The organism is Brucella sp. NBRC 14130 (assembly GCF_040371715.1).
Taxonomy (GTDB): domain Bacteria; phylum Pseudomonadota; class Alphaproteobacteria; order Rhizobiales; family Rhizobiaceae; genus Brucella; species Brucella intermedia.
In genome coordinates, this window is the sequence record NZ_BAABTE010000001.1 from 511,870 (window position 1) to 536,890 (window position 25,021).

Here is a 25,021-nt window from a genome sequence, read left to right on the forward strand (position 1 = left end):
TTTTATCCTCACTTTGGTTCGTTAGGCGGCAGCAGCGGCTGGCTTGCTGCGGTGCTCCACGTCGTAGAGCAGCCCGCCTTTTCGGGTGTAGACGCCCCAGGTGATGACGAGGCATGTCACGTAGAAGATCAGGAAGGCCCAGAGTGCGGCTTCCGGCCCGCCGGTCATGCTGATCGAGGTGCCGTAGCCCTTCGGAATGAAGAAGGCGCCGAAGGCAGCGATGGCCGAGGTGAAGCCGGTGATGGCCGCGGATTCCTTGTCCGCTTCGTGGCGGCGTTCTTCCGCGGTGGCCTTGGGCATGAGCCTGTCCATTTCCTTCGACATGATCGCCGGGATCATCTGGAAGGTGGAGGCGTTGCCGATGCCGGTCGCGAAGAACAGCAGGATGAAGGAAGCGAAGAAGCCCCAGAACGCGTTCGGCTGATCCTTGATGCCGACGAAGTAGAGCACGCCCGCCACGCCGATCATCATCAGCACGAATGCCCAGATGGTGACGCGCCCGCCGCCGTATTTATCGGCAAGCCAGCCCGAGCCCGACCGCGACAGAGCGCCGACGAGAGGCCCGAGGAAGGCGAACTGAAGCGCATTGACTTCCGGGAACAGGATGTTGGTCAAAAGCGGGAAGCCTGCCGAATAGCCGATGAACGAGCCGAAGGTTCCCGTATAGAGCCAGCACATGATCCAGTTGTGCCTGCGGCGGAAGATGACGGCCTGATCGGCAAACGAAGCCTTGGCCGATGCGATGTCGTTCATGCCGAACCAGTTGGCGAAGGCCGTGACGATGATGAACGGCACGAAGAAGAACCCGGCATTTTGCAGCCACAGCGGTGCGCTGCCCGCTTCGGTCGCGACCATTGCCGGATCGCCACCGAGCTTGCCGAAGATGCCGGCGGTAATGACCAGCGGCACCACGAACTGCACGACGCTGACCCCGAGATTGCCGAGGCCCGCATTGAGCGCTGCCGCATTGCCCTTCTCGTGCTTGGGGAAGAAGAACGAGATGTTGGACATGGAGGAGGCGAAGTTGCCGCCACCGAAGCCGCAACAGAGCGCCAGCAGAAGGAAGATGAAATAAGGCGTATTCGGGTTCTGCACCGCATAGCCGATGCCGATGGCCGGAATGACCAGCGACCAGGTGGTCAGTGTGGTCCATAGGCGGCCGCCGAAGATCGGCACCATGAAGGAATAGAAGATGCGGAAGGTCGCGCCCGAAATGCCGGGGAGCGCCGCCAGCCAGAAGAGCTGGTCGGTCGTGAACTGGTAGCCCACCAGCGGCAGCTTCGCCACCACCACGGACCAGACCTGCCAGATGGCGAAGGACAGGAGAAGCGCGGGGATCGAAAGCCACAGGTTGCGCCTGGCGATCTTCCTTCCCTTCTGTTCCCAGAACGCCGGATCGTCCGGACGCCAGTCGGTGAGGACGGAATCGCCCTTTGCCGGCTTGATTTCGGCCTTCTTCAGGCCCTGCAATTCGGCGAAGGCCGGAAGTTCTTCCGTGGCCGCGCCTTGCGAGGCGCGTTCCATCTGGCGGATCGAGACATGCATCCATGTGAACGACACGGCGACGATGACGAAAAGCAGCATGAAGCAGCTTGTCCAGAGGCCGGTCTGGTCGAGGAGCACGCCGAACAGGATCGGCAGGATGAAGCCGCCAAGACCGCCGATCATGCCCACGAGGCCGCCGACCGAGCCGACATTGCCCGGATAATAGACCGGAATGTGCTTGAAGACCGCAGCCTTGCCGAGCGCCATGAAGAAGCCGAGGATGAAGACGGTGATGGTGAAGCCGATCACGCCCATTTCGGCATGGAAGGCCAGCGGGCCGTTATCGCTCTGGATGACATAATCCGTCGGCGGATAGGACAGCACGAAGGTTGCGACCAGCGAGACGGCGAAGGTCCAGTACATGACCCGGCGCGCGCCATAGACATCCGAAAGATGCCCGCCATAGGCGCGGAACAGGCTGGCCGGAACGGAGAAGAACGCCGCGATGATGCCTGCCAGGCGAATATCGACGCCATAGACATGGATCAGATATTGCGGCAGCCACAGCGCGAGTGCCACGAAGGCGCCGAAGACGAAGAAATAGTAGAGCGAGAAACGCCAGACCTGCACATTCTTCAGCGGTTCCAGCTCCATCAGCGTGCTGGTGGGCTTTATGCCCTTGAGCCGGCGCTCGACCAGAACCGGATCGTCGCTCGTGGTGAAATAGAAGATGAGCGCCATGACGACCATCGCCGCCGCCCAGACTTCCGCGACCGCGTGCCAGCCAAACGCAACCATGACCATCGGCGCGAAGAACTTCGTCACCGCCGAGCCGACATTGCCCGCGCCGAAAATGCCAAGCGCGACGCCCTGCTTTTCCGGCGGATACCAGCGCGACACATAGGCGACGCCGACCGAGAACGACCCGCCCGCCACGCCGACGCCAAGCGCCGCAACCAGCATCTGCGGATAGGTGGTGGCGTAGGTCAGAAGCCAGGTGGCGACCGCCGAGACCAGCATTGTGAGCGTGAAGATGGCGCGGCCGCCATAGCGGTCCGCCCAGATGCCGAGGATGACGCGGATCAGCGATCCGGTCAGGATGGGCGTGCCGACCAGCAGGCCGAACTGCGTTTCGCTCAGTCCAAGCTCGGACCGGATTTCAATGCCGATGATTGCGAAGATGGTCCAGACCGCGAAACAGACTGTAAAAGCGGTCGTACTCATCGCTAGCGCCGTTGTCTGCGCCCTGGGATTTTCCCCTGCGACATGTTGCATAGGCGTACTCCGAATTGAATACCATTGGGAGGTTTCGTATGCACTTATGCGTCGACTGCGAGATGAATACATTGATTAAGATCAATATCTTTAGACTATTCAAGTTGAATTTTAGTTCTTGGTGACTTAAGGCCAATAATAGACCGAGTTTGGCGCAAGTATTGATTAATGCATATTGCACGATTGATATTTATCAATTATATTAGCGGGCCATAACTTGCCCCCTGAAGTGAGGATCGATGCGGAGAGAAGAAATCGACGCGCTGAGAAATCTGCCGCTTTTCGCGGACATGGCCGACGCCACGTTCGAGCGGCTAGTGCGCCCGAGTTTCGTGCAGTCGTTTCCGCCCCGCACGACCCTGATCAGGGAGGACGAGCCTGCGGATTTCCTGTTCGTGATCCTGGACGGGCTTGTGCTGATGTCGGCGAAATCGGACGATGGCGAGACCGCGCTGGAGATACTGCGCGCCGACGACATCTTCATTCTTGCAGCCGTGCTGAACGATGATGTATGCCTGCAAACCGCGCAGACGCTCACGCCCACCCGCGTGCTGATGGTGCCTTCCAGCCTGGTGCGCGACCTGATGAGCGAGGATGTCGGCTTCATGCGCGCCATCGTTTTTGAAACCGCGCGCGCCTATCGCCGTCTGGTGAAGGAACTGAAGGCGCAGAAGCTGCGCAGCAGCGTACAGCGCCTCGCCAACTGGATCGTCAAGGAATCGCTTTTGAACGACGGCGCCGACGTGGTGATGATTCCTTACGAAAAACGCACGCTCGCCTCCTATCTCGGCATGACGCCGGAGAACCTGTCACGCAATTTCGCGACACTCGGTTCGCATGGCGTCACGGTGCAGGCCTCGGCGATCAAGATCACCAACAAGAACAAGCTGCTGCAATTTGCGGCCCCCTCCCACCTGATCGACAGGCAGGAACCGGCGCGCGCATTCGACAGAATTTGAGATCAGCAGCCTTCATCTTCCTGTCAAACAGAACGACTATCCGGTGACTTTCTCGATCGAACGGGCCGCCGTCATGAAAGCACCTCTTGCTGCACTGTTTCTCGCCCTTGCAACCAGCGCCGTTGCGCATGAAATGCCCAAGCCCGAACTGATCGGCGCTTTCACCCTGCCCACCGGCCTGAAAATCGGCGGCGTCGAATTCGGCGGAATATCCGGCCTCGACTACGACCCGCGTGCAGATGTCTATTACGCCATATCCGACGACCGTTCGGAAAACGCGCCAGCGCGCTTTTACAAGCTCAAGCTCGCCATCGACGGTTCCGGCATGCAGAGCCTCGATATTCTGGAAACGGTTACGCTTCTGGACAAGGCGGGCAAACCATTTGCACTGAAGGACGTGGACCCGGAAAGCATCCGCTTCAATACGGCCACCGGCACCATCTACTGGTCGAGCGAAGGCGACAGGAATGGCAGACCGTTTGTCGGCGAAGCAAAGACCGATGGCAGCTTCATCCGCGAATTTGCCTTGCCGGAAGCTTACATTCCCGACGAGGGCAGGACACGCGGCATCCGCAACAATCTTTCCTTTGAAAGCCTGACGATCACGCCGGACGGCAAGACGCTTCTGGCCGGTACTGAAAACGCGCTGGTACAGGACGGGGACAAGGCGACGCTCGACCATGGCAGCCGCTCGCGCATCATCGCCTTCGATCTTGCATCAGGCAATGTGACGGCGGAATATGCCTATGACACCGGCCCGATCTTCACCAAGGCGACTGAGCCGCCCTTCTGGAACGATAACGGCATGTCGGAATTCGTTGCCGATGGAAACGATCTCCTCACCGTCGAGCGCTCCTTCGCCATGGGCGTGGGCAACCGGATCACGCTCTATCGCGCATCCTTCGACGGCGCCAGCAATGTGAAAGACGTTCCGTCGCTCGCCAGCGAGCCCGTAACGCCGCTGGCAAAGCAGCTCCTCCTCCAGCTCGACGAAGGCGATTTCGGCCTCGACATCGACAATATCGAGGCCGTCACCTTCGGGCCGGTGGTGGACGGGAAGAGGACGCTGGTCCTCGCTTCCGACAACAATTTCAGCCACGGACAGGTTTCGCAGTTCATCGCCCTGAAGCTGCCCTGAAGCGACATGACCGGCCACAGCATTTCCAGCTGAAGTGTGGCGCGGTTTTGCGCAGGATGTTCAGGTCCAGAAATAGCGCACGGTGTGGAAGAAGACCGGGGCTGAAAAGACGAGGCTGTCGGCCCGGTCGAGCATGCCGCCATGCCCTTCGATCATGTGGCCCCAGTCCTTCACGCCGCGATCGCGCTTGATGGCGGAGGCGACAAGCCCGCCGAAGAAGCCCATGATGCATGACGTCGCCGCAAGGGCGCCCGCCTGGAGCGGCGAAAACGGCGTCAGCCAGGCAAGCCCCGCCCCCAGAAGCGATGCCGCCGCAACCCCGCCGACAAAGCCTTCCCAGGTCTTTGACGGCGATATGCTGGGCGCGATGCGATGTTTGCCGAACAGCTTGCCGAAAATATATTGCAGCACATCGCTGCCCTGCACGGTGGCCACCAGAAAAGCGATCAGCAGCAGTTTCTTGCCGTCGAAGCCGGGAATATCCAGCGTCATCAAGGCCGGTACATGGCTGATGCAATAGACCGACAGCATGATGCCCCATTGCTGCTCGCTGATGCGTTCCAGAAAGCGCGACGTGTCGCCGGAAAGCGCCGTCAGCACCGGCATTGCGAGGAAGCAATAGACCGGGATGAAGATGGAATAGAGCCCGTACCAGTCGATCCAGATCAGGTAATACTGCACCGGAATGACCAGCAGGAACATGCCGAGCAGCACGCGGTGGTCGGCGCGCCTTGTCTGGGTCAGCGTCGCATATTCGCGGAGGGCCGCGAACGAGATCATCCCGAACAGCACGATCACGCCACCCTTCCCGAACAGGAAAGCGACGCACATGGCGCCAACCATGATCCACCATGCCTTGATGCGGGCATTGAGATTGACCAGCGTGGATGAAAGCGGCTTTGGCGCGCGCCATGAAAGAACACCGGCCACGGCGCTTGCCGTTGTCAGAACGCCCATGAGGCCAAGGAATAATCGGGTTGTTTCGCTCATGGCTGTTTACCGTTACGGGGCTGTATATCGAGAAGGCTCTGGCGGGCGCGGGCGAGAAATTCCTTGCGGTCCTCACCCTCGCGAAGCTGGACCGGCGCGCCGAAAACGACACGGCACAGAAGCGGCACCGGCAGCATCGCGCCCTTGGGCAGCACGCGCGACATGTTTTCGATCCAGCATGGCACCAGTTCGACATCGGGGCGCGCCAGCGCCAGATTGTAGATGCCGGAGCGAAAGCGCAGCAGCGCCTCGTCTGTCATGTTGCGCGTGCCTTCGGGAAAGATGATGAGCGAATAGCCGTCGGCCAGCGCCTTCAGCATCACTTCCATCGGGTCCTGCGTGCGTTCCACCCAGTTGCGTTCCACAAGCACGGTGCGCAGCAGAACTTCCGCCATGAACTGGCGCACGCGGTTGCCCCGCCAGTAATCCGCGCCGGCGACGGCACGGGTGCGCGCGCGTTCTTCCTGGTCGAGACAGGAGGAAAGCAGGATGAAATCGCCATGACTTGTGTGATTGGCAAAATAGATGCGCTGGTTGCGCGACGGGCCAGTGCCGCTCCAGATCGGCCGCACGCCGGTAATCCCCCGCGACAGGATTGCCAGAAACGAGCCGAAAATCGATTGCACCTGATGCCGGATCAGTTCCCGCATGTCACAGCCCCTGACCCGTTGGCACCACGGCCAGCAGAATGAAAAGCACGATCCCAACCCCCATGAAGAACCGCAGGCGCCCCACGATGCGCCGCGAACCCTCGATCCTCGCCGCAAGCGGACGAACAGGACCGGCATTGGTGCGCAGGCCCATGCGTTCCAGAATTCGGTCCACCTCGCTCAGGCCCGTTTCGCCGGAAGCGGCAATCAGCCGGAAAAGCGCTGCATCGAACAGAAGATGCGCCGCGATACCGAGCACGATCAGCGCGCTTGCAAGCAGCAACGGCCAGATCAGCCAGAAAGCCAGATCGTGCACCGGGCGCAGGAAGGGCGCGACCGCCAGAAGAACGACCGCGACGGCAATGCCGGGAAAGGCGTTGCGGCGCAGCCAGACCGCCGTGGAGGATGCAGGCGCGTTCATGCCGCTTCCCCCGCCAGATGCAGATGAACCGGCCAGCCTTTGGCGCGGATGAGCGTTTCTGCTTCTCGCGCATTGGCCACGCGGCCAGTCGAGACGAGCCAGGCCACCGCAACCGTGGCGCTGCGCTGGAAACCGAGCGCGCAGCAGATGAGAACCGGACCGTGATGGCGAGCCGCTTCAACGGCATCGGCGGCCAGTTGCACTTTTTCCGATGGCGGCGCGACCAGATCGATCGCGGCAAAGCTCTTCCATTCCGCGGCATGCGGCGGCGGTACCATTTCAGCGGCCAGATCGATGACGGTCGCAAAGGATGAAAGTTCTGCGGCTTTAGGAAAACGCCCCAGAAACACCCCGTCGGCAAGCTCCACATGCGGCGGCAGCCTGCGGTTCCAGAACCGCACATTCAGCCCGGCAAAAAGACGATAGGGCCAAAGGAGCCAGCGGCTTGCAAGACTGACCGATCCATCCGTCTGCTTCTGGAAAATGCCAGCACCTGCACCAAAATAGCCAAGCGCCACGATGGCCAGCGCGGTTGCGGGCCAGAGCCAGAAGATCGCATAGCCGGTCATGCTGAGGCCATGAATGCCGAGCGCGAGAAAAAGCACAGCGCCCGCCAGATAGTATAGACCCAGCCGACGCGCTTTTGGGTTTGTGGTCAACTGAAAACCGGCGAATGGTGAGGACCCATTACGCGGAAAAAGCCACAGGGCGAACAGGCCGAGCAAAGCGCCCGCCGGAATATCGACCGCGTGGTGCTGATAGGTGGTCAGCACCGACAGGCCGATCAGCAGGCACCAGACATGCCAGACCACGCGCACGGCACCGCCCATCACGCGGCGCATCTGGTCCCAGATGATGATCAGAAGCGCGATATGCAGCGAAGGTGCCTGATTGAAGGGTTTGTCGAAACCGCCGAGCACATCGAACATGAAGCCCGGAATGCCAGCCGTTGCCGGTTTTACGAAGGTCGCCGTCAGCGGAAAGGCGACGAAGCAGAGAACGGCGATGATCTGAGCCGCCAGATAACGCTTCGCCAGCCGGTCCACCTGTTCCGGACTGTCATTGACGAACAGCGCGACCGCGTAGAACAGATTGACCGACCAATAGGGCACGATGCTCCACGCGATGAACGGAACCCGGTTTTCCCACGCGAAGGCAAGGTTCGGCACATGGCTTTGCTGCGATGCGAGCCAGTTGGCCGTGCCGTATGTCAGGTAGAAGAAGGGAGCGAGAAACAGAAGCCAAAGGATGGCGCGACGGACCACGGGCCGCCGCGAATATCCCTCGCGTTCCGTCAGATGCACCGTCACGCCTTGCCGTCTCCGACCCGCTCTGCAATCGAGACGGTGAAAATGCCCCACTGATCGATGCGCTGTTCGATCTTGCGATAGCCTGCCTTTTCGACAAGCTGGTCCATCTCGCCCTGCGTGCGGCGGCGCATCACCCATGCCTCGCCGCCGCGATGCGAGGTCAGCGCCCGCGCGATCATTTCAAGCTGCGGATGCCATGGCTGGTTGGTGTAGATCAGCAGTGCGCCGGGCTTCTGCACGCGGGCAAGCCCCGACAGCGAACGATTGATCAGCGCGTTATCGGGGAAAAGCTCGTAAAGACCGGACACGATGGCGAGGTCCGGCTGCGGCGTGACAGCGGCGAGGCTTTCCTCGTTGAAAGCGTCGCCCTCTTCCATATGGGCAATGGCCTCCAGCCCGCGATCCCTGATGAGCTTGTTGCCCGCCAGTACATTGATCGGCGAATAGTCGCGCAGATGGATGCTGTCCGGCATCGCCCCGGCGCGCACCACCGCGTCGATGACATAGCGGCCATGGCCGCAAGCAATATCAAGAATATTGGTCGAGCGGCCTTCGCTCTTCAGCCGGTTGATCGCCACGCCGATCAGTTCTTCCAGATGCACCTTGCGCTGCCGGATGCCCCGCCAGCCGATCGCTTCCAGAAACTGCCTGTCGATGAGCTTGCCGCCCGGCCCAATACCGCGCGCTTCGTTCTCATAGACGTAATCGAGCGTCGAACCGGAATCGAAACCGGTGCGCCTGCCGACTTTCAGCCCTTCCGAAAACAGTGCGCCGAAAGCTATCGACGCGCGCGTCGACGCCCAGTAGAGCCCCTGCGCCGTCAGAAGCGGCAGCGGGGTCGACAGCTGGTCCGCCTCGTCGCGCGTGTGGCCTGCAATATGCCCTTCCGTCAGGTCGGCGCGCTGCGGCGCTTCGGCAAAGCGCGCCTCGATGAAATCATGAATGCGTTCGATGGCCGGTTTGCGGTCCCGCTCGCCCAGCGTGTCGTGGTAGAAGCCCTTGAGCACGTGCCGCTCCTTGATGCGGCTGCCGAGGTTCTCGAAGAAGCGATGTTGCGGCGCGGGGCGCACGACGAAATCGCTGCCTGAGATGAGCAGTTGCGTCGGAACGGTAATCGCCCGCGCATCGTCCACCACGCGCTTCGCCGTCTCGTAGAGTTGCAGCAGGATATGCGATGCAATGGGCCGTGTGATCAGCGGATCGGTACGATAGGATTCGATGCGTTCCGGATCGTGGGTCAGGAACTGCGGCTTGACGTAGGAATTGACGTAGAAAGTGCCTTTCAGCTTCTGCCACAGGCCGATGCCTTCCTTGGCGAATGGCACATAGAGCTTGATGTCGAAGGCAGGCGAAGCCAGCACCAGCGCCCGGATATTCGGCGCATAGTCATGCACCCATGCGGCAGCAAGCACCGCGCCGACGCTCTGCGCGATAATTGCCACGTCCTCGATAGCCGCGCCGGTTTCCTCCCGGATATGGGTGACGAAACTGTCGAGATCGCGGATCGACGCGCCGAAGGATGGCGAGAAGCCGCGCACGCCCGGCGACTGGCCGTGGCCGCGCGCATCCCAGGCATAGAAGGCGTAGTCGTCCAGCCCCAGTTCGTCGACGAGGTGCGCGACGCGGCCGCTGTGCTCGTGCCCGCGATGCAGCAGGACGATGACGCCTTTCGGCTTGCCGGAGAGCGCCGGCCAGAAACGGTAGAACAGCGACGTGCCGTCATGGGTCGCGAACCGGCTTTCCTGCGCCACGCGATGCGGTTTTACTGCCTGCTCGTCCATGCATCCCTCTCCAGCGTTTCCTCGCGAGGCGGCTGCCCCCAATTTCTATTGAGTGAAACAAAATGTTTGCTTAAACGAGCTGGAGCGAACCGCAAATAGCTGTTCAATACTTATTCTTCGTTTCCCAAGAGATTCTTGATGTCCGTTTATCAACTCAAGTCGCGTTTCCAGAATTTACTGAGGCCGCTGGTCGTGCGACTTGCCGCAGGCGGTGTAACCGCCAATCAGGTTACAGTCGCCGCCGCGCTCGTCTCGATCATACTTGGGGCTTTTCTGGCGTGGAGCGGAAATGCGGCATGGTTTGCGCTCGTCCCGGTCTGGCTGTTCCTCCGCATGGCCCTGAACGCCGTCGATGGAATGCTGGCGCGCGAACATGGGCAGAAATCGACGCTGGGCGCCTATCTCAACGAGATCGGCGATGTGGTTTCCGACGCGGCGCTCTATGCCCCTTTCGCGCTGGTCGCCCCGTTCACCGGCCCGTGGATTTTCGCGGTCATATTCCTTGCCACGCTGACGGAATTTGCCGGTCTTGCCGGGGCTTCCGTGGGTGCGAGCCGCCGTTATGACGGCCCGATGGGCAAGAGCGACCGCGCCGTGGTCTTCGGCGTGCTTGGTGCCTGGATCGCCATCGACGGCACCTTGCCGGACTGGATGTTCTGGCTGCAACCGCTCCTTTGCCTGCTTCTGGCCACGACCACGGTCAAGCGCATCGCAAACGGCATAAGCGAGACAAAGAACCGTTAAAAGGTACTGGTCCGGTACTGGTATTGACGCAATTGGGGCCTATGTTGGTCCATTCAATTCCAGCTCAATCGGAGGCCATGCCAATGAAGAAAGCTAAGACTGCTTTTTTGTTTGCGGGCATATTCGCATTTTCATCCGCGCAGAGCCCGGCGCTCGCCGCCAGCGACGGCAGTTCCAGCCAGCGCGCCAGAGAAGTCACAGCAGTGGTCAACGCCGTGGCACAGAAGATGCCCGGCCAGCCGATCAATACGGTGATGTATATCCGCTCCAACAATTTCGAGGTGCTGGCCGGCGACTGCACGGTGCGCGCGCATATCGTCTCGTCCGGCCACAAGGCGAAAAGCACCTCTCCCGACAAGATCAAGGTCCGGCTCAACAAGCGGCGCTGCGCACGCTAACTCCCGTTGAGCTGGGACCTCGCGACGGTCTTGACCACCCAGTCGGCGAAGACGCGCAGGCGGTTGCTGAGATGCCGGTTGGGCGGATAGACCAGATAGATCGGCGTCGGCTCTATCTCCCATTCCTGCAGGACGGGGCGCAGCGTGCCGCTGGCGATGTCGTCCTTCACCATGAACAAGGGCGCCTGCACCACGCCAAGCCCGGCCCGAGCGGCGGCAAGATAGGTGGTCGATTCGTTCGCCGCCACCACATAGCGCCCGTTGACCTCGATCTCTTCCGTCCCCTTCCTGAAGCGGAACGGCATCTGCTGGCCGGTCGATGGCCGGAAATAGCCGACCACAGTACAATCCCGGCTGAGGTCCGACGGGTGAAGCGGTGTGGAGCAACGGTCGAGATATTCGGCGGAAGCGCAGGCGATGAAATGCATGTCGCCGATGCGGCGCGCGATCAGCGACTGGTCGGCCAACTCGCCGATGCGAATGGCGCAATCGACATTCTCCGCCACATAATCGACGGGCCGGTCCGACACGCCGAGATCGATCTGGATATCGGGATAGCGCTGGTGAAACTCCATCAGCGCCGGAATGATGATGAGATTGGCGACCGCGCCCGCCATTTCGACGCGCAGGCGTCCCTTGGGCAAGGTCTGCGCGCTCGACAGGCTGCCGTCGAGTTCGGCAAGATCGGCGAGCAAACGGGCCGCGCGCTCGTAATAGAGCGCGCCGTCCGGCGTCACCAGAACGCGGCGGGTGGTGCGATTGAGGAGCTTCGTACCAAGATGGGCTTCCAATCCCTGAATGAGATTGCTGATCGTTGCCTTGGGCATGTTGAGCGAAGCGGAGGCGCGCGTGAAATTCCCGGTTTCGACAACCCGGAGAAAGGCGCGCATGGCCGAAAGCTGGTCCATTATCAAAAAGCCGTTATTGTTCGAGATTCTGGACAGTGTAACCAATTATAGGGGACTATTCCAGTTCATAGACAATGATAATATCTGATCATGGCAGTTTGCCGCTAACGCATGTCCCCCAAAAGTGGGAACCGGTTTTGGGGCAAGGACATGCGTAAAGACAGCCAGAGCATTTCCGACGATTTCGTTCAGACAGAAATGCTCCGGCGCATCGTGCAGCCCGGTGGAGATCACCTGACAGGCATGAATGCGGCGCAGCAAACAGCCGGAGCGTGGGCGCGAACCATATATAGGCGTGTCCTGCTCCAAACGCATCATTTTCGGACCGGAAGCGTGAAACGGTTTTGCGTTCGGAAATACGTGGAAATAGAATGGATAAGGCGGTCTGGACGATTCCGTGTGACAGAACGCTTTATACATGAAGGCCAGAAAAGATGTGCGAGAAGTTTAGTGTAGAGACGTTGCAGGTTCATGGGCGACTTCATGGTCAAGCCCAGGGACAGGCGGGCGACTGCACCTGCAAGGCGCGCATCTATCGGGGGACAAAGCTGCTCTCCCCGCCGCCGGTGGTGCTGCACCTTCACGGTGGCGCTTTCTCGGCCAGTTGTCTGGGCGCCTGCGAGCGCGTCGCCGAAACACTTGCCGAGGCGGGTGCGGTGGTCGTGTCGCCGGAATATTCGTCAGCCTGTCTCAACCCGTTCCCGGCGGCGCTTGAGATAGTCTATTCCATCCTGACTTCGATGCGCGCGCGCTGCCCGGAGTTTGCGCACAAGAAGTCGATGCTGTTCGTCGCCGGTGAAGAGGCGGGCGGCAACCTTGCTGCCGGCGTGGCCCTGATGGCGCGCGATCAATATCTGACCGATCTCAAGGGTCAGATACTGCTTTCGCCCATGCTCGACCCCTGCCTCGCCACGGCGTCTTTCCGCAAATATTGCCCGGAAAGCGCCGTCAAGACGATGTCGGATGGCTGGCAGCATTATCTGGGCGAGTGTGCGGGTTTCACCCACCCCTATGCCGCGCCCGCCTTGTGTACCCGTCTTGCTGGTCTGGCACCCACTTTGCTTGTCACCAGCGCCCAGTGCCCGATGCGTGATGAAACGCAGGCCTATGCCGAGCGTCTTCGTCAGGCGGGCGTGAAGGTCCAATCGCATGTCCTGCCCGGAAAAGCCGGCTGGATACCTGAAAACAAGGTGGCGGGCACCGACTGGTCGCCACAGGAGCACAAACTTGTAGACCTGTTTTCCGATTTCTTCCGGCAGGCAGGAGCAAAGGCAATCGCAGCATGACATCAGTTTTAAAGTCCTCCCAAGCTTTGACCTGATGCCCCAATGAAGCCGGCCCCCACCGGTTAGAGCGAAGCTCTAACCTCCTTGATTGAAAGCATAATCAGACCGATCCTCTCCGGTCGGGTTATGCTGCAGGAGATACAACAATGACATCGATCACAGCCCGCCGGGCCCTATGGGGCGCCGGCCTGAGTATCCTATTGTCTGCAGCTGGCGGCGGCGCCATTCTCTTCGGCGCGCCCCACCTCAAGGCCGATGCCGCAACCGATATTTCCGCTCCCCCGCCTGCCGTGCCGGTTTCCGTCGCCAGGGCGGAATCGCGCCGCATTGCGACCTGGGAAGAATTTTCCGGCCGTCTGGAAGCAATCGACCGGGTTGAAATTCGCCCGCGCGTCGGCGGCGCAATCCTGAAAGCCCATTTCCGCGAAGGCGCTCTGGTGAAACAGGGCGACCTGCTCGTCACCATCGATCCCGAGCCCTATGCAGCGGCGGTGGAAAAGGCGAAGGCACAGGTTTCAGCCGAAGAGGCCCGCGTTGCGCTGGCCAAGACGGAACTGGAACGCGGACGCCAGCTCGTCACCACCCGCACCATCGCCCAGAGCGGCCTCGACCAGCGGTCCAGCGCCTATGACGAGGCGCAGGCAAGCTTGCGTTCCGCCAAGGCGGCCCTTCGTACCGCCGAGCTTGATCTTCAATATACGGAAGTGCGCGCGCCGATTTCGGGCCGCGTCGGGCGGCTGGAAGTAACGGCAGGCAATCTGGTTGCCGCAAGTTCCGCCTCGCCGGTCCTGACCACGCTTGTTTCGGTCGATCCGATCTATGCAAGCTTCAGCGCCAATGAGGAAGTCGTCACCAAGGCGCTTGCCAAGCTTGCAGCCTCGCCCGGCGGAAACGCCATCGAGCGCATTCCGGTCCAGATCGGCACCGCTTCCGATGAAGGCACCCCGATTTCCGGTCATATCCAGCTCATCAACAATGAGGTCGATGCCACGACCGGCACGATCCGCGTTCGCGCCGCAATCGACAATCCGGACGGCAGGCTCATTCCCGGCCAGTTTGTCCGCATCCGCTTCGGCGAACCGGAACCGGATGAAAAGCTGGTGGTGAGCGACCGGGCCATTGCTTCCGATCAGGACAAGAAATTCGTCTTCGTGGTCGGAGCCGATAACAAGGTCGAATACCGACAGGTGGTTCTGGGACGCAATTATGACGGCCTGCGCATCATCGAAAGCGGGTTGAAGCCCGGCGAGAATATCGTCGTGAACGGCCTGCAGCGCATTCGTCCGGGCGTGGTCGTCGCACCGCAACCCGTCACCGAAACACTTGCCAAAAACTGAATTAAAACGGCGCGCCTGAGCGCGCGCTAACCGCAAATGCTCAGCCTCAGCAACCCGCGAAATCTGCCGATTTCGCGGGCCGGGAGAGTCTTTGCCCATCCGCCTAAAGGGGGATAAACAGATGAACTTCTCACGCTTTTTCGTCGACCGGCCGGTCTTCGCTGGCGTTCTGTCGGTCCTGATCTTCGTTGCCGGTCTGATCGGCATGACAGGTCTGCCGATCTCGGAATATCCGGAAGTCGTGCCGCCGCAGATCGTGGTTCGCGCGCAATATCCGGGCGCCAACCCTGCCGTCATTTCTGAAACCGTCGCCACGCCGCTTGAAGAACAGATCAACGGCGTCGAGGGCATGCTCTACATGCAGAGCCAGGCGACCGCCGATGGCGTCATGACGCTGACCGTCACCTTCGCGCTCGGCACCGATCCCGATCAGGCCCAACAGCTGGTGCAGAACCGTATTTCGCAGGCCGAACCGCGCCTGCCGGAAGAGGTGCGTACGCTTGGCGTCACGACCGCCAAGAGTTCGCCCGACCTGACGCTCGTCGTCCATATCATCTCGCCCGATGGCCGGTATGACGTGAACTATCTGCGCAACTATGCGGTTCTGAACGTCAAGGACCGTATCGCCCGTATCCCGGGTGTCGGCCAGGTGCAGATATTCGGCGGCGGCGATTATTCGATGCGCGTCTGGATCGATCCGCAGAAGGCCGCCGAACGCGGTCTTTCCGCAAGCGACATCGCCAATGCCATCCGCCAGCAGAACGTTCAGGCCGCTGCCGGCGTCATCGGCGCATCGCCGTCCGTTTCGGGTCTCGACCTGCAACTTTCCGTCAATGCGCAGGGCCGTCTCCAGTCGCCGGAAGAATTCGCCAATATCGTCGTGAAGTCAGGCAATGAAGGCGAAATCACCCGGCTGGGCGATGTGGCGCGCGTCGAAATGGGCGCCGCCGATTATTCGCTGCGTTCGCTGCTCGACAACAAGCTCGCGGTCGGCATGGGCGTGTTCCAGTCGCCCGGTTCCAATGCGCTGGACATTTCCGAAAATGTCCATGCGGCCATGGCGGACCTGAAGAAAACCATGCCGGAAGGCGTGGATTTCGACATCGTCTATGACACGACCGGGTTCGTGAAGGCTTCCATCGAGTCGGTCATCCATACGCTGCTCGAAGCCATCGTGCTGGTGGTCATCGTAGTCATCCTGTTCCTGCAGACATGGCGCGCCTCCATCATTCCGCTGGTTGCCGTTCCCGTTTCCATCGTCGGCACTTTTGCGGTCATGTATGTGTTCGGCTTCTCCATCAATGCACTCAGCCTTTTCGGCCTGGTGCTTGCCATCGGCATCGTGGTCGACGACGCCATCGTGGTGGTGGAAAATGTCGAGCGCAACATCGAACAGGGGCTGTCGCCGGTCGAGGCAACCTATCGCGCCATGCAGGAAGTGTCCGGGCCGATCATCGCCATTGCGCTGGTGCTGGTCGCGGTCTTCGTGCCGCTTGCCTTCATCACCGGCCTGACGGGCCAGTTCTACCGTCAGTTCGCGCTCACCATCGCAATCTCGACGGTGATCTCGGCCTTCAATTCGCTGACGCTTTCGCCTGCCCTCGCGGCACTGCTGCTGCGCGGTCACGATGCGCCGAAGGATCGGCTCACCCGCATCATGGACAAGCTGTTCGGCTGGTTCTTCCGTGGCTTCAACCGTTTCTTCGGTGCAAGTTCGGAGGCCTATGGACGCGGCGTCGGCGGCATCCTCTCGCGCAAGTCGCTGGTGATGGGCCTCTATGTCGTGCTGCTCGGCGTCACCTTCGTCCTGTTCCGCGCCGTGCCCGGCGGTTTCGTGCCCGCGCAGGACAAGCAATATCTGATCGGCTTCGCGCAATTGCCGGATGCGGCAACGCTCGACCGGTCGGAAGACGTGATCCGCCGCATGAGCGACATTGCGCTCAAGCATCCGGGCGTGGCCAATGCCATCGCCTTCCCCGGCCTGTCGATCAACGGTTTCACCAACTCGTCGAACTCCGGCATCGTTTTCGTGACGCTGAAGTCGTTCGAGGAGCGCAAGACTCCCGAACTGTCGGCCAATGCCATCACCATGGAGCTGAACCAGCAATACGGCGCCATTCAGGATGCCTTCATCGCCATGTTCCCGCCTCCGCCCGTTCAGGGTCTCGGCACGACGGGCGGCTTCAAGCTCCAGCTTGAGGATCGCAACGGGCTTGGCTTCAAGGCGCTTGACGATGCGACCAAGGCGTTTCTCGCCAAGGCCTATCAGACGCCGGAACTGGCGGGTCTCTATTCGAGCTACCAGATCAATGTGCCGCAGCTTTATGCCGATCTGGACCGCGTGAAGGCGCGACAGCTTGGCGTGGCGGTGACCGACGTGTTTGAAACCCTGCAGATTTATCTGGGTTCGCTCTATGTCAACGACTTCAATGCCTTCGGACGCACCTACAGCGTGCGCATTCAGGCCGATGCGAATTATCGCAGCCATGCCGAGGATATCGGCAAGCTGAAGGTGCGTTCGCAGTCCGGCGAGATGATCCCGCTGTCGGCGCTTCTGAAAGTCGAGCAGACCGTGGGTGCGGAACGCGCCATCCGTTATAACGGCTTCCTTTCCGCCGATATCAACGGCAATCCGGCCCCCGGCTTCTCGTCCGGTCAGGCGCAGGCTGCCATTGAACGGATCGCGGAGGAAACCTTGCCGCCCGGCATCACCTTCGAGTGGACGGATCTGACCTACCAGCAGATTCTGGCTGGCAGTTCCGGTTTCCTCGTCTTCCCGCTGGCGCTGCTGCTCGTCTATCTGGTTCTGGCCGCGCAGTATGAAAGCCTTGCCCTGCCGCTGTCGATCATCATGATCGTGCCGATGGGGATCATGGCCGCGCTCACCGGCGTCTGGCTGACAGGAGGCGACAACAACGTCTTTACCCAGATCGGCTTGATAGTCCTTGTGGGGCTGTCGGCGAAGAACGCGATCCTGATCGTGGAATTCGCCCGCGAACTGGAGCTTTCAGGACGAGGCGTCGTGCAGGCGGCGGTCGAGGCAAGCCGGTTGCGTCTGCGTCCGATCCTGATGACCTCGATGGCGTTCATCATGGGCGTGGTGCCTCTGGTAACGTCAACCGGCGCCGGTGCGGAAATGCGCTCGGCCATGGGCATCGCGGTCTTTGCAGGCATGATCGGCGTGACCGCCTTCGGCATCTTCATGACGCCGGTGTTCTATGTGCTGATCCGCAAGCTCTCCGGCGAGCGCCCGTTGAAACATGCAGGCGCAAAGATCGAGGCCCCGCATCTGGCGCCGGGGGAATAATCCAGGCGTCTCCTTCCCTCGCCTTCCACAGAAGGGCCGGAGCAATCCGGCCCTTACTTCATTGTGGATTGGCCTTCTGCCGTCGCGATATCGCCCGAATCGGTTTCTTAAGAGGAGGCTTTGTCCGCTGCATGAAGGAGAAGATCGTTGCAGAAGTCCGGTTTGCTTGCCCTCGTCCTCGCTGCCACCGCCCTGGCAGCATGTTCCGAAACGACGCCCGGTCCTTCGGCAAGCGCCTCCCCCGCCAGACCGCCGGTCGATCCCACCCCCATCACCGGCAACTGGTGCAGCCCTGACGGCCAGCGATTCGCCATTTCCGGCGAGCGTTTCGACAGCCGCGACAGCCAGTGCTCCGTCACGCGCATGAACAATTACGAAGGCACCTTTACCGTCTCCATGTCCTGCACGGCCAACGGCCAGCAGTCGAAGGAAAACATCACCATTTCACCCGTCGGCCAGACGCTGCATATCTCGTTCCTGTCGATGGGCGGCAAGCGCGCCGTGGTCAACCGCTGCGCCTCCTGACCGGGCCGAAATCAAATCAAGGCAGAACCGTGAACCGGCGCGATTTTCGCGCCGGATGCGTTTTTGCGGGGCAAACAATGACTTTTTCCCACCAAAACTTGTGGCGAAGGCCCGACAAAATCATGGCGAAAATGCGGCAAATGGCATTTTGGGGATGATGTGATGCGACAGGAGGGGTCCGCTCTGCTAAACTCCCGCTGCAATGCCATACCCAAATTATAGGGAGACAGATATGAAAGTCGTATTCGTGACTAGCGCTGTCCTCGCTCTGTCGGTTACGGCCGCGATGGCAGACTGCACCTATCACAGTGCTCAATCCTCCACGAAAATGGAGAAGCCGCAGACCACTGCAAGCATCCAGACAACGGCTCCGGAACAGAAATAACCATCGGAAAAGCCGGGAACCGGGTAGCCCATCCTGATTCGTGACGATCGCGCCGCAACGCCGGTCGTCACTTTTTTCTGAAATTGAAACAGGGCAAAAAAAAGCGCGCCCTTCAGATGAAGGACGCGAAAGAGTTGCAAGCTCGCTCTGTTCGAGGAACCTGAACGGCAGGTTCTAGGCTCGACCAGATGCCTGTCGGCCATTTTGCCCTGGAAGCGATCCAGAATGCGGGACCGGTTTTTATTCGTAGCTCGAAACGCTTCGCTTCGAGAGTAACCGTTATCGCCGCTTCCGCGCTGTCCGGACTGGTTTGGCTGCCTATCGACCCCGACTCCCCGCGGTCGATAAGCAGCCCCCGCCCAATTTTTTGCGTCAGCCTCCTAAGCCCCAACAGGCCGACGGTTATTTAGTGGACGCTCTAGTAGCGAAAAACAATTCCCCTATTCAGGGGGGTAGGTTAGAAAGAAGAAATGCCCCACTTTTCCGGCAATGACTTTCAGCAGCCGGTAGATTTTGAAAGACTTTATGAAACCGTTTGATATTTATTTGAAATTGGACCAGACTTTTTCAGTGTTATGTGCGAATTGACGCTTTTGAAGGGGATTTTCGTCCGCCAAACTCAGGAGATTCTTGAAATTTCGGGCATCCTCCCTTTTAAGCTTCGCTGCATTCGCATTCGTTCGTTTCTGGAGATACCTCACGTGTCACGCGCAAACTGGATGTTCGCTTTCCGGCGTCTTCTGGCGCTCCCGGCACTGATCGCGCTGTTCGCCGTCTGCCAAATCATCCTTTCCACAGGCGCGGCTCCTGCTGCATCGCCTGCGACGGTGACCATCACGCTGACCGTCATCGCCCCCGATGGAACGACGCGCGTATTGAGCAATGACGACTTCACGCAGTTGCCGCAGAACACGTTGCAGACCAACACGGCCTGGACCGAAGGCCCGCAGAATTTCGACGGCGTGCTGCTGCGCGACGTGCTGGCAACGGTGGGTGTGGACGGAAAAAACGTCCCCAACCGTTCGATCACCATTCTTGCGCTCAACGATTACAGTATCAGCATTCCGCTGGAGGACGCCTACAAGTACAATGTCCTTGTGGCGCGCAGGATGAACGGTCGGGAGCTGAGCCTGCGCGACAAGGGACCATACTGGATCGTCTATCCGCGTGACCAGCATCAGGAATTGAACGATTCGCGCTATGATCACCGCTGGGCATGGCAGGTGAAGCAGATCGAGGCGAAATGAGAATCAAGCGGGGCTATATTCTCTCCGGCCTTGTCATGGCAGGTTTTGCGGCCCTGCTCGCTTATGCATTCAGCCAGCTTCTCCAGATCCAGAAATCGCTGGCGACCTATACGGGCGAGAACATGGTCTGGGCTATCACCAAGACCGAACGTGACGCCGGACGTCTGGCCGAAACGGCGCTGACAATGCCGGCGGGCAGCACCGACACCGCCGATCTCTCGCTCCGCCTCGACGTTCTTTACAGCCGCTTCGCGCTTCTGGCCGACGGGCCGCAGAAGAAATATTTCGCCCGTATTCCGGGCGCTGCCGAAATCATCCAGCGCAATACCGACCGGCTTCCCCAGATCGAGGCGATGATCAAGGCCGCGCCGGAACAATTCGACCCGATCGCCATCTATCGGGCGCTGGTGCCCATGCGCGATGAACTGACCAAGGTTGCCGATGACGCGACGATCGTGGAGCAGGACCGTGGCGGCGCGCAGCGCGACCAGCAATTGCAGTCGATTTACCTGATCATGTTCGCGGTGCTGGGCATCATGGCGACGGGCGCCATCCTGTCCTGGCAGGTGGTTTCCAACATGCGCAAGGCCGAGCGCGCCCACAAGGCATTGCAGGAATACAAGCAGCAACTGGAACAGACCGTCGCCGACCGCACCGCCGCCCTGCGCGAGGCGCTGGAAAGCGAGCGCAAGGCCAAGGAACTCTACAAGAGCTTCATCACCACGGTTTCGCACCAGTTCCGCACGCCCGTATCGATCATCGACATCATCGCCCAGCGCTTCATCCGCCGCGCCGACGAGTTCACGCCCGAAATCATCATCGACAAGGCCAAGCGGATGCGCAACGCCAGCCGCCGCCTGATCCTGCTTCTGGAAAGCACCGCCAATGCGGAACGCCTTGATGAAAGCGGGTTCCAGATCAACCGCCAGCCGGTCGATTTCTCCGAACTGGTGCGCAACACCTGCGCCTATCATCAGGAGCTGCATCCCGAGCTGGAACTGGTGACGGACATTCAGGACAGCGAGACGTTCTGTTACTGCGACGGCATTCTGGTCGAGCAGATTCTGGTCAACCTGCTTGGCAATGCCACCAAATATTCGCCCGCCGGCAAGCCCATCGAAGTGACCACGGAAGAAGACGAGAACGAATTCCGCTGCATCGTCCGCGACCACGGCATCGGCATACCGGCGGAGGAAGCGGATCGCATATTCACGCGCTTTTTCCGCGCCAGCAACGCATCGCACATGGCGGGCACCGGCCTCGGCCTCAGCCTGTCACGCGCGCTCGCCGAATTGCACGGCGGAACGCTTGTCTTCACTTCGATTGAAGGACAAGGTACGGTATTCATCCTCACTCTACCAAAGGTGGCCCAGCATGCGACTGCCTGAAATCCTCCCCCAGCCGACCGTCCTCTGCATCGAGGACGAAACCCATATTCTGGAAGAACTGATCGATGAACTGGGCACTTCGGGGTTCAACGCCATTGGCGCGGCCAATGCGACCGAAGCGCTGCGCGTGCTGGACACGACGACGCCCGACATCATCATCTGCGATATATTGATGCCCGGCACCAACGGCCTGCAATTTCTGGAACAGATCCGCAGTTCCCGCACCGATCTTGCCGGAACGCCATTCCTGTTCCTGACCGCGCTTGCCGACCGCAGCCACGAGCTGACCGGCAGGGAGGCCGGTGCCGACGATTACCTGACCAAGCCGATCGATTTCGATGTCCTCATCCTCACGATCCGCGCCCGGCTCAATCTGGTGGCGCGCGTGAAGGCCATATCCAACCAGCCTGCGGCAGCGGAGCCGAACGGCGAGTTCATCCATCTTTCGCGCCGGGAAACCGAAGTGCTGAAGGAGATCGGCACCGGACAGCGCAACGGCGAAATCGCCCGCAAGCTTGGACTGTCGGAACATACGGTCAGCGATTATGTGAAGGCCATCTACCAGAAGCTCAGCGTGTCGTCGCGGGCCGAGGCAACGCGGGAAGCCATCAGGCGTGGCCTGGTCGACGTGAGATAGGCTTTCGAATTCAACCGGTTTTTCTGGGGATGAGCGGTAATGATCTCGACAATCCGAAAGCCCCAAATTACGGTTTGCCCATGAAGCAACCGGTTCGACAACGCGCTGTCTTCTTCATTGGCGGCTATGATCCGAAAACGCCGGAGGCGTTTTTTGGACGATTGAACAGAGAAATCAAACGGTTCGAGGCACTGTGGAGCGTTCGTTCCGACGTTTCGGATGTCAGCGTGTCGCCGGACGGTGAGATCGGCTCCGTCGCGATCGCGACGGCCTCCGCCGATGATGGATGGGCGACACAGACCGACTTCAATTTTCTCGTTCTGGACAAGATCGTGCTGGCGGATTTCGACCGTCCGCTGCCAGTCAGGCTCGCCAAATATCTCGCCGCCTTCGGTGATTTCGTCCTGACCGGCACCGCTTTGCGCTTCTTTGCCAATGCCTGGCGCTTCGGCCTTTATTTTCTCTATCCTTTTCTCGTGCTCGCCCTGTTCGCGGTTGCGGGCTATGCGGTGGCGCGATGGACGGTCCAGTGGCTCGGCGCCCTGAGCTGGCTTGGAGGCCTTGCGGTTTTTTTCGCGGCGCTCGCCATTTTGGGCAAAATATGGTCCACCAACCACCTGATGGACCTCTGGTCATTCTCGCTCAATTTCATTCGCGGGCGGCGGCGGGATGCAGAATCCCTGATGCAGCGCTTCGCAGCCGGCATTGTCGAGCGCACCACGGCGAAACATTATGATGAAGTCATCCTGATCGGCCACAGCACCGGCGGCATGCTGATGCTGGATGTTGCCGCGCGCTGCCTTGCCATCGATCCGGAATTCAGCAGCCATGCGCCGAAGGTGACGGTCCTCACGCTCGGATCGACCGCCCTCAAGGCCGGTTACCATCCGGCGGGCGGGCATTTTCGCGAGGGCGTGCAGCGGCTGGTGGACGATGGCAGGATCGACTGGGTGGAAATCCAGTGCCTGACCGATGCGATCAACTTCTACAAGACAGACCCCGTGGCCGAGATGGGTTTGAAGCGGGATGCGCAGCGATCCTTTCCCGTCACGCGGACGGTGCGCATAAAGGAAATGCTGCAGCCGGAAATCTACCGGCGTGTGAAGCGGAACCTCTTTCGCGTGCATTATCAATATGTATTCGGAAATACGAAGCCCTATTGGTATGATTTCTTTCAAATCTGCTGTGGGCCGGTCTCGCTTCGGGAACGGACCGACGACCGCATAATCGGCGCCCTGCCAAGGAAGGAAACTGTTGCCGAATGACACCGACACTGGCTGCAATCGTCTGGAGTATCGGGCTTGTCGCCTGGGTCGTCATCCGCATTCCGCACCAGCGGCGCGCGCGCAAGATCAAGGTTGCGAAGGATGCAAGGACGCTGGCCGACAGGCTGGCGCTGGGGGCGGCGACTGTCGGCCTGTCACTGATCCCGATCGTCTATGTCGCAACCGGCTTTCCCGCCTTTGCCGACTATGCCTTCCAGCCGTGGCTCGCCTGGATCGGGGTGGTTGTCGAGATCGCCTTCCTCTGGCTTTTTCATGCAAGCCACCGGCAGCTGGGCAAGAACTGGTCGGTCTCGCTTGAAATCCGCCGCGAGCACAAGCTGGTGACCGAAGGGCTCTATAAATATGTCCGCCACCCGATGTATCTGTCGTTCTGGCTATGGGCGATCGCGCAGTTCTGCCTGCTTCCGAACTGGTTTGCGGGGCTGGCGGGCCTTGTCGGTGTCGCCATCCTCTATTTCTACCGCGTCGGCCACGAGGAGGCGATGATGCGCGCGGCGTTCGGCGCATCCTATGACGACTATGCGCGCAGGACGGGCCGCGTCATCCCGAAGATCAAAATATAGCTCAAGTTCTAGTGATTTGGCCGGAGCGGATCGGCGCTCTAAATACTCTTTCGATGCGTTCCGTTCGAAAGCCATTTTCGAACGTGCCCCAACAGGTAGTCGAAGATGGTTTCAAAACCCGATAGTTTGCATTCGAAAATGACCCGCCGCAGCCTGATCTTTGCGGGGGCGGCGCTCGCGCTCTGTGGCGGCGCGGCGCAGGCAGCGCCCAGAACGCCTTCCCGAACCGCGCCGCAGGCCGATGTCTATCTCCTGCGCGGCTTCGGGGATATTTTCTCCACCGGCATCGACGAGATCGGCAGGCAATTGCAGGCCAACGGCGTCGACGCGCATGTCGAGGGGCATCAGGCCTGGCGTTTTGTGCTGAACCGGATTCTCGCCGACCAGAGAAACAATCCGCGTGCGCCGGTGGTGCTGATCGGCCATTCGCTGGGCGCCAATGCCGTTATCGATATTGCAGCGGCGCTTGAAAAGAAGGGCATCCAGGTTGCCTATATGGCAACCTTTGCCGCTACCGCTCCCGCTCCCCTGCCCGGCAATATAAGACGTGTGGTGAACTTCTATTTCAAGCAGCACGGCTGGGGCCTGCCGCTGACGGCCGGGCCACGCTTCAGGGGAAGCCTCGACAACCGCGATTTTTCAGGCATGAAGGATATCGGCCATTTCAACATCGAGAAGCAACGCCCGCTTCAGGAAGAAGTGGTGCGCAATGTGCTGGGCATCGTGCGCTCGAGATGATCGGAAAAGCCGAATGGCGGAAGAGAATGGGAGTCGAACCCACCAAAGACCGTCTATCGGCCCCTCCCGGATTTGAAGTCCGGACATGCCACCGGGCATGCATCCCTTCCAGATATTGAGTTCATTCCATAAGTTCGTCTCAGGTGGCCGCGACGAGAGGCAGTTTCCGCCCGGCTGCCACCATTTCACTCACTCCTCATTCCTACCGCACCAGCAATCGGAGCGTCAATCTGGGCAACTCGCCGATCACTGAATGATGCAGG

The 25,021-nt window shown here is 60.3% G+C and carries 22 protein-coding genes and 1 tRNA gene; 15 read left to right on the plus strand and 8 right to left on the minus strand.

Annotation, left to right across the window (positions count from 1 at the left end; all coding sequences use genetic code 11):
- Positions 1–21: 21 nt before the first annotated feature.
- Entirely contained in the window at positions 22–2,760 is a 2,739-nt protein-coding gene (locus ABWW28_RS02510; protein WP_121991018.1) for a nitrate/nitrite transporter, read from the minus strand.
- A gap of 239 nt (positions 2,761–2,999) precedes the next feature.
- Between ABWW28_RS02510 and ABWW28_RS02515 the strand changes: the two genes are divergently transcribed.
- Positions 3,000–3,719, plus strand: coding sequence for a cyclic nucleotide-binding domain-containing protein (locus tag ABWW28_RS02515; protein ID WP_353390215.1), 720 nt, complete (start codon positions 3,000–3,002; stop codon positions 3,717–3,719).
- Between the two features lie 73 nt (positions 3,720–3,792).
- Entirely contained in the window at positions 3,793–4,857 is a 1,065-nt protein-coding gene (locus ABWW28_RS02520) for an esterase-like activity of phytase family protein (RefSeq protein WP_176587977.1), read from the plus strand.
- A 60-nt stretch (positions 4,858–4,917) separates the two neighbouring features.
- Here ABWW28_RS02520 and ABWW28_RS02525 read toward each other — a convergent pair whose 3' ends face one another.
- From ABWW28_RS02525 to ABWW28_RS02545, 5 genes are read right to left on the minus strand one after another with little or no spacing between them, the layout of a single operon-like run.
- Positions 4,918–5,847, minus strand: coding sequence for a phosphatidate cytidylyltransferase (locus ABWW28_RS02525; RefSeq protein ID WP_176587978.1), 930 nt, complete (start codon positions 5,845–5,847; stop codon positions 4,918–4,920).
- Positions 5,844–6,497: a lysophospholipid acyltransferase family protein gene (locus ABWW28_RS02530; RefSeq protein WP_006468352.1), complete on the minus strand. Its 654-nt coding sequence runs from the start codon at positions 6,495–6,497 to the stop codon at positions 5,844–5,846. Before ABWW28_RS02530 ends, ABWW28_RS02525 begins: the two co-directional genes overlap by 4 nt.
- 1 nt (position 6,498) lies before the next feature.
- On the minus strand, positions 6,499–6,918 hold the full coding sequence (locus ABWW28_RS02535; RefSeq protein ID WP_176587979.1) for a hypothetical protein: 420 nt from the start codon (positions 6,916–6,918) through the stop codon (positions 6,499–6,501).
- Positions 6,915–8,228, minus strand: a complete 1,314-nt coding sequence (locus ABWW28_RS02540; RefSeq protein ID WP_176587980.1) for a phosphatase PAP2 family protein — start codon at positions 8,226–8,228, stop codon at positions 6,915–6,917. The genes ABWW28_RS02535 and ABWW28_RS02540 overlap by 4 nt, the downstream gene beginning before the upstream one ends.
- Complete coding sequence (locus ABWW28_RS02545; protein WP_176587981.1) at positions 8,225–10,009, minus strand: bifunctional alpha/beta hydrolase/class I SAM-dependent methyltransferase; 1,785 nt, start codon at positions 10,007–10,009, stop codon at positions 8,225–8,227. Before ABWW28_RS02545 ends, ABWW28_RS02540 begins: the two co-directional genes overlap by 4 nt.
- Before the next feature lie 138 nt (positions 10,010–10,147).
- Between ABWW28_RS02545 and ABWW28_RS02550 the strand changes: the two genes are divergently transcribed.
- A complete protein-coding gene (locus tag ABWW28_RS02550; RefSeq protein ID WP_176587982.1) occupies positions 10,148–10,753 on the plus strand; it encodes a CDP-alcohol phosphatidyltransferase family protein in 606 nt (201 codons plus the stop codon).
- 83 nt (positions 10,754–10,836) lie between these two features.
- Positions 10,837–11,151, plus strand: coding sequence for a hypothetical protein (locus tag ABWW28_RS02555; protein WP_176587983.1), 315 nt, complete (start codon positions 10,837–10,839; stop codon positions 11,149–11,151).
- On the opposite strand, the gene ABWW28_RS02560 is transcribed toward ABWW28_RS02555, so the two are convergent.
- Positions 11,148–12,059: a LysR family transcriptional regulator gene (locus tag ABWW28_RS02560; RefSeq protein WP_006468346.1), complete on the minus strand. Its 912-nt coding sequence runs from the start codon at positions 12,057–12,059 to the stop codon at positions 11,148–11,150. The genes ABWW28_RS02555 and ABWW28_RS02560 overlap by 4 nt on opposite strands.
- Positions 12,060–12,493: 434 nt before the next feature.
- Between ABWW28_RS02560 and ABWW28_RS02565 the strand changes: the two genes are divergently transcribed.
- From ABWW28_RS02565 to ABWW28_RS02615, 11 genes are all read left to right on the plus strand, one after another.
- The gene (locus ABWW28_RS02565; protein ID WP_006468345.1) at positions 12,494–13,345 is read left to right on the plus strand and encodes an alpha/beta hydrolase; all 852 of its coding nucleotides are present in this window, start codon (positions 12,494–12,496) and stop codon (positions 13,343–13,345) included.
- 146 nt (positions 13,346–13,491) lie between these two features.
- The gene (locus ABWW28_RS02570) at positions 13,492–14,682 is read left to right on the plus strand and encodes an efflux RND transporter periplasmic adaptor subunit (protein WP_006468344.1); all 1,191 of its coding nucleotides are present in this window, start codon (positions 13,492–13,494) and stop codon (positions 14,680–14,682) included.
- A gap of 121 nt (positions 14,683–14,803) precedes the next feature.
- Positions 14,804–17,989: an efflux RND transporter permease subunit gene (locus ABWW28_RS02575; RefSeq protein WP_151570027.1), complete on the plus strand. Its 3,186-nt coding sequence runs from the start codon at positions 14,804–14,806 to the stop codon at positions 17,987–17,989.
- Between the two features lie 147 nt (positions 17,990–18,136).
- A complete protein-coding gene (locus tag ABWW28_RS02580) occupies positions 18,137–18,514 on the plus strand; it encodes a hypothetical protein (protein WP_112701340.1) in 378 nt (125 codons plus the stop codon).
- Positions 18,515–18,746: 232 nt separating this feature from the next.
- Positions 18,747–18,899, plus strand: coding sequence for a hypothetical protein (locus tag ABWW28_RS02585; protein ID WP_176587984.1), 153 nt, complete (start codon positions 18,747–18,749; stop codon positions 18,897–18,899).
- A 701-nt stretch (positions 18,900–19,600) separates the two neighbouring features.
- Positions 19,601–20,146: a putative pterin-binding protein gene (locus ABWW28_RS02590; RefSeq protein WP_241084123.1), complete on the plus strand. Its 546-nt coding sequence runs from the start codon at positions 19,601–19,603 to the stop codon at positions 20,144–20,146.
- Positions 20,143–21,534, plus strand: coding sequence for a sensor histidine kinase (locus tag ABWW28_RS02595; protein WP_176587985.1), 1,392 nt, complete (start codon positions 20,143–20,145; stop codon positions 21,532–21,534). The genes ABWW28_RS02590 and ABWW28_RS02595 overlap by 4 nt, the downstream gene beginning before the upstream one ends.
- The gene (locus ABWW28_RS02600) at positions 21,521–22,171 is read left to right on the plus strand and encodes a response regulator transcription factor (protein ID WP_176587986.1); all 651 of its coding nucleotides are present in this window, start codon (positions 21,521–21,523) and stop codon (positions 22,169–22,171) included. The genes ABWW28_RS02595 and ABWW28_RS02600 overlap by 14 nt, the downstream gene beginning before the upstream one ends.
- Positions 22,172–22,251: 80 nt before the next feature.
- On the plus strand, positions 22,252–23,436 hold the full coding sequence (locus ABWW28_RS02605; protein WP_176588036.1) for an alpha/beta fold hydrolase: 1,185 nt from the start codon (positions 22,252–22,254) through the stop codon (positions 23,434–23,436).
- The gene (locus ABWW28_RS02610; RefSeq protein ID WP_176587987.1) at positions 23,433–24,020 is read left to right on the plus strand and encodes a protein-S-isoprenylcysteine O-methyltransferase; all 588 of its coding nucleotides are present in this window, start codon (positions 23,433–23,435) and stop codon (positions 24,018–24,020) included. Before ABWW28_RS02605 ends, ABWW28_RS02610 begins: the two co-directional genes overlap by 4 nt.
- A gap of 138 nt (positions 24,021–24,158) precedes the next feature.
- The gene (locus tag ABWW28_RS02615) at positions 24,159–24,758 is read left to right on the plus strand and encodes a thioesterase domain-containing protein (protein ID WP_176587988.1); all 600 of its coding nucleotides are present in this window, start codon (positions 24,159–24,161) and stop codon (positions 24,756–24,758) included.
- A 14-nt stretch (positions 24,759–24,772) separates the two neighbouring features.
- Here ABWW28_RS02615 and ABWW28_RS02620 read toward each other — a convergent pair.
- A tRNA-Sec gene (locus ABWW28_RS02620) sits at positions 24,773–24,868 on the minus strand.
- Positions 24,869–25,021: the final 153 nt, after the last annotated feature.